11 protein-coding genes are annotated in these 11983 nt (G+C 57.9%); 6 read left to right on the top strand and 5 right to left on the bottom strand.

All coding sequences use genetic code 11. The annotated features are described in order from the left end of the window. Nucleotides 1-203 precede the first annotated feature (203 nt). The 4 genes from G516_RS0110600 to G516_RS22020 all read left to right on the top strand — a co-directional run bounded on the left by G516_RS0110600 (nt 204) and on the right by G516_RS22020 (nt 4694). Nucleotides 204-401 (top strand): heavy-metal-associated domain-containing protein, encoded by a 198-nt coding sequence (locus G516_RS0110600; RefSeq protein WP_028293635.1) that lies wholly within the window; start codon nt 204-206, stop codon nt 399-401. 255 nt (nt 402-656) lie between these two features. Next, nucleotides 657-2759, top strand: a complete 2103-nt coding sequence (locus tag G516_RS0110595; RefSeq protein ID WP_211225096.1) for a TonB-dependent siderophore receptor — start codon at nt 657-659, stop codon at nt 2757-2759. Nucleotides 2760-2862: 103 nt separating this feature from the next. After that, entirely contained in the window at nt 2863-4020 is a 1158-nt protein-coding gene (locus G516_RS0110590) for a DUF1624 domain-containing protein (protein ID WP_028293633.1), read from the top strand. Then, nucleotides 4017-4694: a ZrgA family zinc uptake protein gene (locus G516_RS22020; RefSeq protein ID WP_051219259.1), complete on the top strand. Its 678-nt coding sequence runs from the start codon at nt 4017-4019 to the stop codon at nt 4692-4694. Before G516_RS0110590 ends, G516_RS22020 begins: the two co-directional genes overlap by 4 nt. A gap of 18 nt (nt 4695-4712) precedes the next feature. Here G516_RS22020 and G516_RS0110580 read toward each other — a convergent pair whose 3' ends face one another. Continuing rightward, nucleotides 4713-5351 (bottom strand): DUF3299 domain-containing protein, encoded by a 639-nt coding sequence (locus tag G516_RS0110580; protein ID WP_051219257.1) that lies wholly within the window; start codon nt 5349-5351, stop codon nt 4713-4715. 63 nt (nt 5352-5414) lie between these two features. Here G516_RS0110580 and G516_RS0110575 point away from each other — a divergent pair, with 63 nt between their 5' ends. Then, the gene (locus tag G516_RS0110575; RefSeq protein ID WP_028293631.1) at nt 5415-6146 is read left to right on the top strand and encodes an ABC transporter ATP-binding protein; all 732 of its coding nucleotides are present in this window, start codon (nt 5415-5417) and stop codon (nt 6144-6146) included. Between the two features lies 1 nt (nt 6147). Further along, nucleotides 6148-7365 (top strand): ABC transporter permease, encoded by a 1218-nt coding sequence (locus G516_RS0110570; RefSeq protein WP_028293630.1) that lies wholly within the window; start codon nt 6148-6150, stop codon nt 7363-7365. Between the two features lie 39 nt (nt 7366-7404). Here the strand turns inward: G516_RS0110570 and G516_RS0110565 are convergent, their stop codons facing one another. The 4 genes from G516_RS0110565 to G516_RS22015 are packed head-to-tail and all read right to left on the bottom strand — an operon-like array spanning nt 7405 to nt 11939. After that, nucleotides 7405-8979, bottom strand: coding sequence for a PepSY-associated TM helix domain-containing protein (locus G516_RS0110565; RefSeq protein ID WP_028293629.1), 1575 nt, complete (start codon nt 8977-8979; stop codon nt 7405-7407). Nucleotides 8980-9036: 57 nt separating this feature from the next. After that, on the bottom strand, nt 9037-9330 hold the full coding sequence (locus G516_RS0110560; protein ID WP_028293628.1) for a hypothetical protein: 294 nt from the start codon (nt 9328-9330) through the stop codon (nt 9037-9039). 1 nt (nt 9331) lies between these two features. Continuing rightward, nucleotides 9332-9610, bottom strand: coding sequence for a hypothetical protein (locus tag G516_RS0110555; RefSeq protein WP_028293627.1), 279 nt, complete (start codon nt 9608-9610; stop codon nt 9332-9334). Between the two features lie 10 nt (nt 9611-9620). Then, on the bottom strand, nt 9621-11939 hold the full coding sequence (locus G516_RS22015) for a TonB-dependent receptor domain-containing protein (RefSeq protein ID WP_051219255.1): 2319 nt from the start codon (nt 11937-11939) through the stop codon (nt 9621-9623). Between the last annotated feature and the right edge of the window lie 44 nt (nt 11940-11983).

Here is an 11983-nt window from a genome sequence, read left to right as displayed (position 1 = left end):
TGGTAAGGTAAAGGGGCCAAGTTGGTTTGCAGCGAGATCGCATGTAAGCCTGCTCTTCGGCTTCTCGTGCGCGCCGATATTGAAGGATTAATCTGTGTCCTTTCTCTTGCCCTTCTTCTGACCTTTCTCTTGACGTTCCTCTTGACCTTACAATGGTGGCAAGCTTTAAAGTGACGCCTGAAACGTGTGATCTGGAGGTTTTTATGAAATTACAGGTAGAAGGCATGACCTGCGGCGGCTGCGTCAAAGCCGTGACCAATATCATCCATGAGTTGGATGACGCTGCCGAGGTAACGGTCGATCTGGCAACCGGTGTGGTACAAACCACGGCCAAAGCCGATGCTGACGCAGTATGCGAGGCGTTGGACGACGGCGGTTTCCCAGCTCGGGTATCTGACTAATAAGCAAGAGCGCCTCGGGGCGCTCTACTTCTCTATCCTTTCTGCGACCTGAGCCCCGAAGTCATCTCTTTCACCTCTTTAATTTCTTTCATCTTGAGCCGGCCCTGTGTGTGCTGCGACAATGTGCCACAGTTGAAAATCATTATTATTTGTAAAAATCCGCGTTTAGCCTCTGTTGTAACGTTAACTTCATTCAAAAAATGTAATAACATTACTAATGTTATTTTATTACTACTACTCAGACCTATGACGCCCTTGAACACTCGCCCTCACTTGCTCACTCTGGCGGTGGCTGCTGCTGCCCTGAATATTCAACCGGTACTGGCGCAAGACGCCGCTGCAAACACCGATATGGAAGAGGTGGTTGCCACTTACGTGCCTGCCTATCGTGGCAATGTTCCGAATCAGGAACGCCCGCAGGCGATTGAAGAGGTGGGCCGTGAGGCCATTGTCGATGCTGGCCTGAACGATTTTCAAAGTGTGTTGGATATGTCGGCGACCGTGTCCCGTCAGAACAACATGGGTGGCATGTTCGACAGCTTTGCCATGCGTGGCTTCCCGGGTAATGAAAACATGCCGTCCGGTTACCTGATCAACGGCTTCAGTGGTGGCCGTGGTTATGGCGGTCGTCGTGACGTTTCCAACATTGAAAACGTTGAAATCATCAAGGGCCCGGGCTCTGCCTTGTTTGGCCGTGCCGAACCGGGCGGTATCGTTAACATCACCACGTTGAAGCCAGAGTTTTTCCGTGAAGGTCGCATCAAGGCCGAAGTGGGCAGCTACAGCCACAAGCGGGTAGAAGCGGATATTACCGGTGCCATCAGCGATAACATGGCGGGTCGTATTAACGGCGCATGGCAAGACAGTGACAGCTTCCGCGATCACATGTATCAGAAGAAGCAAACCATCTCGCCATCCCTGCTGTACGACGTCAGCGAAAGCATGTCCGTGTTGTACGAAATGGAGTACGTCAAACAGCAGCAGCCGCTGGACCGTGGTGTGATCGTACTGAACAACGACTTCGACACCATTCCGAACAGCCGTTTTCTGGGTGAACCAAACGACGGCCCAATCACCAGCAAGGTGTGGGGTCATCAGCTGAGTCTGCAGTCCGAATTGGATAACGGCTGGAATCTGGTGGCCGGTGTTACCCAGCGTTTCTCCTCGCTGGAGGGTTACTCCACCGAAGCAGAATTGTCTGGCGGTCGTCAGAGCGCGGGTGTCGATGGCTCAACCCAGTTGGGTCGCCAGTACCGCTACCGTGACTACAAGGCCACTGATCGCTCCGCCCGAGTGGAATTGAGTGGCGAAGCCGAAACCGGTGCGGTTGTGCATAACTTCATGTTGGGTGCCGATGCTTATCGCTACTTCCTGGATGAGCGCATGGACCGTGCCCGTGCAGCATGGGGCGAAACTATTTATGAAATTGACTACACCAACCCGGTGTATGGTCAGGCCAAACCTGCCCTGAGCGCCAACAAGGACGATCACGAATACCAACAAGCCTTTGGTGTCTACGTGCAGGATCAGTTGGAGCTGACCGAAGACCTGCAAATTCTGTTGGGCGCCCGTGTGGACAAGTACCATCAGCGTAAGGTGGGTCTGTACGCCACCAACCGCGATTCCGGTACTGAAGTCAGCCCACGTCTGGGTGTGACCTACGCCCTGACCCCGGAAGTGCAGGTGTATGCCAGCTACTCCGAAGGCTTTATGCCGCTGACCGGCTCCGACTACCAGGGCAACCCGTTTGACCCGGAAAAGAGCAAGTCCCGAGAGGTGGGTGTGAAAATCAACGACGGTGGCTGGATCACCACTGTGGCGCTGTTCGATGCTGAAAAATCCAATATTCTGACCGCTGATCCCGTGAATGGTGGCTCAGCCCAGTTGGGTGGCATCCAGAGCCGTGGTCTGGAATTCGATACCCAGGGTTACTTCACTGACACCCTGAGCATGACGGCCTCCTACGCCTGGCTGGACACAAGCACCACGGAAGACGTGATCAATGCCGATTGGGGTGTGGAAGTCCCGGCGGGCAGCGATATTCTGAACGTGCCAGCCAACACCCTCAGTGTGTCGCTGAAACAGGAACTGGTGGTTGCGGGTCGTGACGGTTATGTTGGCGGCAGCTACCAGTACGTTGACGACCGCCTGGGCGATACCATCAACCCGGATTACCGCTTGCCAGCCTACTGGTTGGTGAATGTGAATGCTGGCGTCAACTTTGTTGAAGGCTTTGCAGGCCAGCTGAGTATCAGCAACCTGTTTAACAAGGACTACATGTCCAACAGCTATAACGCCTACTGGACCCAGCCGGGCGAACCGCGCACGGTGAAAGCCAGTGTGACCTATTCCTTCTGACAGGTCACCACTACCTGAAAAAACAACGGCAGCTTCGGCTGCCGCTTGTCGTTTGGAGCACAACGAATTGAACGTCCCCGGTATGGCTGCCAGCGCAGCTGATATGACCCAAACCGCCGTGAAAAAAGCCCGCATTCGCAGCATCGATGCCATGCGTGGTCTGGTGATGTTGATCATGTTGATCGACCACACCCGCGAGCGTTTTTTCCTGCATCAGTACGTCAACGACCCGATGGACGTACAACAGACAGATCCCATGTTGTTCTGGACCAGAATGGCCGCGCATTTGTGTGCGCCGACCTTTGTGTTCCTGACCGGTCTGTCGGCCTGGTTGTATGCCCATCCGGCGTCCGGTTACCGTTCTCCGGCGGGTTTTCTGGCCAAACGCGGGCTGTTTTTGATCTTTCTGGAGGTGGTGGTGCTCACCGGCCTCTGGTTTGTACTGGCCAACACCATCTACCTGCAAGTGATCTGGGCCATCGGTCTGACCATGCTGGTGTTGGCGCTGCTGTGTCGACTGCCGTATCCGGTGTTACTGGCTCTGGGCTTGCTGATTACGTTGGGCCACAACGCGTTGACGCCCATCCAGTTTGCGCCGGGTGAGTGGGGCTATGGCATCTGGACCATCCTGCACGACCGTGGCTATTTATGGCAAAGCGAGATGATCAGCTTCAAGGTCAGCTACCCGCTGCTGCCGTGGATCGGGGTGATCTTGCTGGGTTACTGCGCCGGGCCCTTGTTTGCCCGCAGTGCCGATGCTCAATGGCGTCAGTGTTGGCTGTTGAATATGGGACTGGGTTGTCTGGGCGTTCTGCTGATTCTGCGCGGTATGAACCTCTACGGTGAAACCCTCGATTGGCAGATGCAGGGCGACTGGGTGCGCACCCTGATGGATTTCTTCAACTACACCAAATACCCGCCGTCCCTCGACTTCCTGTTACTGACGCTGGGCATCATGTTCCTCACCTTGCGGGTACTGGAGCGTTGCCCACGGCTGCAAGGCAGCAAGGTTGAACAGGTGTTGGTGGATTTTGGTTCGGCGCCGATGTTCTTCTACCTGCTGCATTTGTATCTGCTGATGGGACTCTATTATCTGGCGGTCGCCATCTGGGGAACGAACCAGGGGGCCTTCTTTGGTGTCGATCATATTGCCTGGGTATGGCTGATCACATTGGTGATGGCGGCAGTTACCTGGTGGCCAACCCGTAGCTTCAGTCGATACAAACACGCATCGACACAACCCTGGATCAAATACCTATGAGCACTTGTTCTTCCCTGACGTCATCGTCCTTGCATCGTTTGCTGGCGGGCTCCCGCTGTACCCTTGGTGCGCTGACCACCGCAGTGCTACTGAGTGCCACTCCGATGGCTGCGCAGGCTGCAGCGGCCCATCAGCATGGGGTTGCGGAACTGACGTTGGCGCAGGACGGTGATCAGGTGCTGGTACAACTGGATAGCCCCATGGCCAACCTGGTCGGGTTTGAAGGCAAGCCCGCCAACGATGAGCAGCGGGCTGCCATGCAGGACCTGAAAACCAAACTGGATTTGCCGCTGATAGCCATCAAGAACTGCCAGTTGCTGGATATGGAAGCCAGTTATCCACAGGCGGATCATGATGACCACGACGGCCATGACGATCATGAAGAACAAGCGCATGGCGAACATGATCATGAAGAGCACGATCATGCTCATGCAGAACACGAGCATGAAGACCATGACCATGACCATGACCATGACCATGACCATGACGGCCATGCAGTGCATTCCGACCTCAGCGCCCACTGGGTGTTTGAATGCAGCGCCAGCTCACTGCAACTCAGCACGCGGCTGTTTGAATACTTCCCCGGCATGGTGACCCTGAACCTGCAATGGAGCACGGCACAGGGGCAGGGCGCAGCCCTGTGGCAAACCGATGGTGAGCTGACGCTGGACTGATCCAACGTTCTGGCGATTCTAGTCGTAATAAGGCTTGATGGTTTTCACATCGAGGGAATAGGCCGACGCCCCCAGATCATTGGCGGTTTGCTGCAATCGAACGGTGCCGGTCAGCCACACCGGATCGGCAATCGAGGCCATCTGATACGGCGCTGACAGCACTACGTGAATGATCTGGTTTGGCGGTGGTGGCGGTACATGGATGCAAGCGCCAAAGAACGGCACCAGAAAGAACTCGCTGACGTTCTGTTGCTCGTCAAACTCCAGCGGCACCACAAAGCCCGGGATCTTCACCTTGCGGCCATCAAACTCCGGTCGTGTGCGGGTCGACTTCAGCGCCGCGTCGTAACGCTGCCAGGCCGCTTGCTGATCCAGATTCAGATCGTCAGCAGGGGCACTGCCATCCAGATCGGCTGCCGAACCTTCGGCAATGTTATTGATGAAGTCCGGGCGGTTTTCCAGCGCTTCCAGATCGTCGGCGGGCAATAAATCGACCCAGTCAATTTCAGGGTATTCCTCCGCATTGGCCAATGGGCTGCACAGCAAGCTCAGCGCCATCAGCAACATGCCCAGCCAGGCCGTCAGAGGTGCTTGCCGGGTTGGCAAACGGGTTGGTAAAAAAGCAGCGTGGGGCACGCCGGGGGAATTGGGAATCATCAAGTCTATCCGCTGTCTGTGAATGCCGTTACTCTATAACAAACCTGGACGCTTGAGCAGACCATGCTGGCCATCGACATTCAAAGCCTGTTGTTTTCCTATCAGCAGGGCCATTCACACGGCCCTCATGACCACCCGGGCGCTGATAGCGCTGTTATTTCCATCGACCACTGGCAGCTGGCACAAGGCCAACGCTGTTTTCTGTACGGCCGCTCCGGCAGTGGCAAATCGACCTTGCTGCGGTTGTTGTGCGGTTTGATGCCGCCCCAACAGGGTCGTATTCAGCTGTTGGGCGAAGACATCACCGCCCTCAAACCTGCCGCCATGGATCGCTTTCGATCGCAGAACATCGGTCTGGTTTCCCAGCAACTGCATTTATTGCCCTATCTGACGGTGGCTGAAAACATCGCTCTGGCGGCTCGACTGGCCAATAAGGTCGATGCCCAGCTGGATCAGCGTATCGCCACCTTGTTACAGCAATTGCAGCTGCCGGCGTCGCTGATGCACAGCCCGGCACACCGCCTCAGTCAGGGCCAGCAACAGCGGGTGGCCATTGCCCGCGCACTGGTGAATCAACCGCCACTGGTGCTGGTCGACGAACCGACTTCGTCACTTGATTACGAATCCGCCGATGCCTTTATGCACCTGCTGCTGAACACTCTGGCGGCCGAGACCACCGTGTTGATGATCAGCCACGACCAGCGTCATGCGCCGCTGTTTGATCAGGCGTTGTCGTTGCAAACTCTGATGCAGCCAACCGAACCTGCGGCTGCAACCACCATGGAGGGCCGCTGAGATGTTGTGGCGTATTGCGCGCAAGAGCCTGTGGCACCGCCGGGTAACGGTGGGTCTGATTGTACTGGCCATGTCGATTGCCTTTGCGGTGCAGCTGTCGGTGCAGCACGTTCGCAGCGAGGTGCAGAGCACGTTTCAGGGCACGGTTTCCGGCACCGACCTGATTGTGGGGGCTCGTACCGGCTCCACCAATTTGCTGCTCAGCTCGCTGTTTGGCATTGGCAGCCCGACCCGCAATGTCAGCTGGGAGGCGTTTGACCAATGGCAACAGCACAAACAGGTGGCCTGGGCGATTCCGATTTCGATGGGTGACAGCCATCGCGGCCATCGGGTGATTGCCACCACCGACGACTTTTTCAAACACTTCAAATACGGCCAGAAACAAGCCCTCGCCTTTCAGCAGGGGCAGCCATTTGCAACCAATCAGGATGTGGTGCTGGGTGCCGCTGTTGCCCGCCAGCTGGGCTATGGCATGGGTCATCAGCTGGTGTTATCGCACGGCTCGGGTCGAACCAGTTTTACCCAACACTCGGATCACCCCTTCAGCGTGGTGGGCATTCTGGCGCCAACCGGCACACCGATCGACCAAACCCTGCTGATTAATCTGGACGCCATGGATGCCATTCATGGTCAGTCGTTTGCCGCCAGCGGCCGGGACCATCCGGACAGCATCAGTGCGGCGCTGTTTGGTTTGAAGAACCGGGTTTACACCTTTGTGTTGCAGCGAGCCATTAACGACTACCCGGATGAAGCCCTTATGGCGATTTTGCCCGGTGTGGAACTGAGCCTGCTGTGGGAAAACCTCAGCTGGGTCGAAAACGGCTTGCGGGCGATTTCGGCGCTGGTGCTGCTGTCGTCGCTGCTCGGCATGGTGACCCTGCTGCTGGTGAACCTGCAGCAACGCCAGAGCGAGTTCGCCACCTTGCGGACGTTAGGGGCGGGGCCATGGACGCTGTTTGTGCTGATTGAACTGGAAGTCTTGCTGATTACCCTGTCGGCGCTGGTCAGCGGCTTACTGCTGAGCTGGGCCGGAACCGCCGTGGCAGGCTTCTGGCTGGAGCGTTGGCTCGGCATTGTGCTGGCCACCTTGCAGCCCAACCTCGATATGCTGATCTGGTTTGGCGCGCTGTTGTTGGTCAGCTTGCTGGTGGCAGCACCGCTGGCCTGGCGTGCCAGCCGCAAGGTGTTGTTGAAACAGCTGCATAGCGAGGCCCACTGAAGTCGTTAAATAAGAGCCATCAAAGAGCAAGGCGTCAGCTCAGCCCGGCTGAGCTGACCAGACGCTATTGGCCACACCGTGTTGGGCCCGCTGCTGAACCTTGCGGGCCAACAGCAGAAACCCGATGGCACTGACGAGCAAGGCCGCGTCGACGGCCGTCAGCTCAACCGCCTGACCGATAATGCCTGCGGCATAAAGCAGGCTCAGGCACACGGTGAAGGTACACATCACGCCGCTGGCCGCCAGCAAATCCCGGCACGCCAATGCGGCGGGCCGCCACATTGCCCAACCACAGGCCAGCGCCAGCACCAGCCAATAGCCACCGAGCAAGTCGATCAGCGGCTGTTGGTTGTTCAACACCTCCAGTCGGGTCAGCGCAAACAGGCTGGCAATGGCCAGACAGCAACCGGCGCATATTCCGACCGTCAGTGATGCCAGCAAGCGGTGACTGCGGGCTTGCAAGGCCGCCCGCTTGTTACGGCGAGCTTCCAGCCATAACAGGTTACCGGAGAAGAACAGCACGCACCCCAACAGCCCTAACAGGCAATAGGTCGACATCAACAGCAGGCCGCTGGAGCGGCCGTCCGACGGCATCAGGTCGGCACCGTAGTCGCCATAATGAAGGGCAAAAAAGCCCGATAACGCAGCCATCCCGGCTGGACGCTCTCCCGGCATTTGAACCCCCATGATGTCGCCGCTGACGCCAGCAACCACCACTCGCACCCGGTGCGCCAGAATGCCCGGCATATCGCCCATGATGGAAACTACGGCATCGGCGCGACCGGGGTTAGTGACCATTACGCCGTATGGCTCAAAGCCCGGATGCTCGGCTTGCACGGCTTTGACGATCTCCAGCGTCGGACGCGATGTCGCCGGGCTGTCGTCGGGTGCTAACTGGTGTGGCAGCACTGCTTGCATCATCAGTTGGCGGCCGTTGTCCGGGTAGATCACCTTGTTCATGATTTCAAACATGGGGTCGTGCAAACACATCACTGCACCGGTCAGGGCGAAAACGATATGAAACGGCAGACTCAGGGTGCCGATGGCGGCATGGGCATTAAGCCACAGTCGCCGTACCGGTGAATCCGGACGCCAGCTGAACAGGTCCCGCAGCAGGGTTGGCAAAAACAGCATCACACCGGATACCAGCGCGACGCCATACAGCAGTGCGGCGGTGCCCATGATCCATTCCCCCTCGTGGCCGGGAATACCGGCGCTGCGGTGCAGGTGGTCGACCACTTTCGACAATGGGCTGATCACCTCATCGTCAAAGTGCAACGAGCCATCCTTGTTCAGCGCCGCACTGCCTACCTCGCCGTCGGGCTTGCGCCACTCAGCCATTAGCCCGGGCTCGTGGCCACCGGGCAGGGCAATGCGTATACCCCGCTGGGCGACCGGGTCGTGGGCGACAATGGCGTCGACAAAGTCGGGCACCAGCGCCAGTGATTCGTCGGTCAGTAACTGGTTTTGCTGATACTGCCAGTGGGTAATGGCGTCGCGGAACAGGGTGATGGTGCCGGCAAAAAACGCGATAAACAGCAGCAAGCCTGCCAGCAGACCGACCCAGATATGTATCAGTTTGAAGCTTTGCAGGGTCACGGGTTGCAACTTCATGGGTTGTCTCTTTTTATGGATTGTCTCTTTTTATGGATGTTGGGGGTGTCTGAGGCGTCAGGGAGCTTGCTGCAAGGCATACAGCCCGAGCCAGCAGATCACATTGAGCCCAATCATCAGCAGCCAGGCGATACGAGCCTGTTTGCACCAGATGCAGAGACTGAAAAAGGCCACCCAGACGGGAATAAACAGCCACAGCAGCAGCATGTAGCGGTCGGCCATGCCATCCCGGCTGCTCCAGCCGTACAGTCCGGCGAGAGCAATCGACAGCAGCAGGCCACCGATGGCCCCTGCCAACACCCGTAGCCACAACGAGGTGTGGCGGCGGGAACGAGGCATCGCAAATGTCATATCAGCGGTTTCCTGGAGTGTCGGGTTGTTGCCGTACCAGAGGCATCAGGAACAACAGCAGCAGGCAGGCGGCCATCCACAAGGCGGTGGTGATGCACACCGCCGCCAGCAGGTTGACGTTCTGGTGCCAGCAGATCAGCGCGGTTATCCACAGCAGCAGTCCGAGGAGCCACATACGGCGCTGGCTGTTGCCGCCGGACGAGCTGTACCAACAGCTCGCCGCACTGGCACCGCACAGCAATAGCCCCAGCCATGGGGCAAACGCAGACGTTGTCATCATCGGGACTTGATCAGAACTTCATATCAACGCCAACACCGGCGTTTCGCGGTTGCACAATATAGGCAACGTCGTCCGCCTGAGTGGCACCCACGGTGCGGTAGTAGGTGACGTCGTCGGCATCGAACAGGTTCTTGATGTAGCCGAACAGGCGCAGGTTGTTGTACTTCCAGGCCGCTTCGGCATTGGCAACCCAGAAAGCGCTGGTTTTGACGCGTTCGGTGTTGTCGATATCAACGTAGTAGGCGCTGGTATAACGGGCGTTCAGCCCCAGTTCGATGTCATCGTCGGAGTAGTTCACCGCCAGTGAGCTGGTCAGGTCTGGAGAGCGTGGCAACTCGTTGCCTTGATAGCCGGAGTCCGGGTATTTGCTGATGTCGGTTTGCAGCAGGCCGATGTCGCCTGAAACGCTGATGTGGTCCATAGGCAGCCACTGCACGCCGGTTTCCAGACCGTAGGTTTGCACCGATTCGGCGTTGCGAATCACGATCGACTCAGACGCCAACTGGTAAGGCAGCTGCATATCGGTGTAATCGGCGTAAAAGGCGTTGGCGTTGATCGCCAGGTGGTTGTTCAACAGGCTGGAGCGCAGGTAGGCCTCGTAGTTCCAGACGGTTTCCGGGTCGTATTCGTACGAGGTGTATGGGTCGGCGAAAGTCACCCCGGCACCGCCACCGTTAAAGCCTTTGGAAATCTGCAGGCCGACGGTGGTGCTGGAGGACAGCTGGTAGCCCAGCCCCAGCTTGGGCATAAAGGCCGAGTAGGTTTCGTCCAGATCAACGTTGGACGCTGCAAAGCTGCCGCCGCCCTCGCGCTGACGATGCTCGCGCTCATAGCGGCCACCCAACGTCAGTTGCAGTGCCTGGCTCAGCTGAATTTGCGACTCACCAAAAACGGCGGTGGTACGGGTGGAGTCGTCGTAGAGGCTGGCCCACAGGTCAATGTCTTCGTCCTGGCTGGAATTGAACAGGTACAGGCCAACAAAGCCGCTGATGGTTTGGCTGCCGGTGTAACGCAGGCGCGGTTCCAGCAGGTATTCACTGCCATCGATGTCGACGTTGCCACGACCGGCGGTCGGTACCGTACGATTGATGTTGAAGTCCGACCAGCTGAGGGTGTTCTCCAGTTGCCAGTCGCTGTTCAGTGGCACCACGGTTTCCATGCTGGCGTTGGTGCTTTTGGGGCTGAAGGTCGCGGTCTGGGCGGAGTCTGGCTGGTGGTCCGAGAAGGGATACACCAGTTGCTCGCCTTGTGGGCCGTGGTAGTCCTGATAGCTGACGGTGATCAGGTTGGTGAGGTCGGGGTTGGCATCCGGCTGATACAGCAATTTGGCGCGCACATTGTTGGAGCGGAATTCGCCCGGATTTTCATCCGCCTCGTAGCCTTCAAAGTCGATAAAGCTGTCACGGGCCTTGTATTCACCGGCTACCCGGAAGGCCCAGTCGCTGTTGATCGGAGCCGATACCGCCGCCGCATACTGACGGCTGTTGTTGTTACCGAAGGCCACTCGGGCCGCACCTTCCGGGGTAAAGCTGGGGTCCTTGGTTTTCATCACCATGGCACCGGCAATGGAGTTGCGACCATTCAGTGTGCTTTGGGGACCGCGATACACCTCGACCTGCTCGACATCCCACATGGAGGAGTCGGCAAACACCAGTTCGTTGAAGCCCGCCGGACGACCGTCAATGATCAGCCCCAAACGGGATCGGGTGCCCGCGAAGAAGGCAATGGCGCCGCGAGCCGGGCCGGTGCCATCCAGACCACGAACCGCCGGCGCATAGTTGGTGGTTTCGTTGCCGACCTGGTTGCTGATCAGGGCGTTGAGGTCGTTACCGGAGGTTATTGAGGTGTGTCGCTCGATGCTGGCTGCGTCCATCACTTCAACGCTGGAAGCGGTTTCGCGCAGGGAGCGTTTTACCCGTTCACCGGTCACGGTGATGGGCGGCAGGGCAATGTCGTCGCCATCGACGTTGTTTTCAATCAGGGTCACGCGATTGCCGTTAATGGTGTACACCAGCTCGGTGCTGGCCAGCAGGCTGTCGAGGGCCTGTTCCACCGTCATGCTGCCCGTCAGCCCCGGGGTGCTCAGCCCTTCGGTCAGGCTGGGGGAATACATCAATACCAGCCCGGATTGCTGGCCCAGCAGGTTCAGCGCCTTGGTCAGGCTGCCAGCAGGAATATCGTATTGGATAACGGCATTGGCGGATGTCTGGGCGTTAGCGCTGGTGGACGCCAACAGTGCAGGTGCCAGCACACTGGCAGCGGGCAGCAGGGCCAGCGACGCGCTGACCACCAATGACAGAGGGTGTTTTGTGAATTTCGAGCGATGCATGGGTATTCCCGACAGCTGGTTCTTGGGTGATGTCAGACGACGTT

It is taken from the genome of Oceanobacter kriegii DSM 6294 (assembly GCF_000422845.1).
In the GTDB taxonomy this organism is placed as follows: domain Bacteria; phylum Pseudomonadota; class Gammaproteobacteria; order Pseudomonadales; family Oceanobacteraceae; genus Oceanobacter; species Oceanobacter kriegii.
Note: the sequence above shows the minus strand (reverse complement) of the source record. Positions and strands in the feature narration are given on the sequence as shown.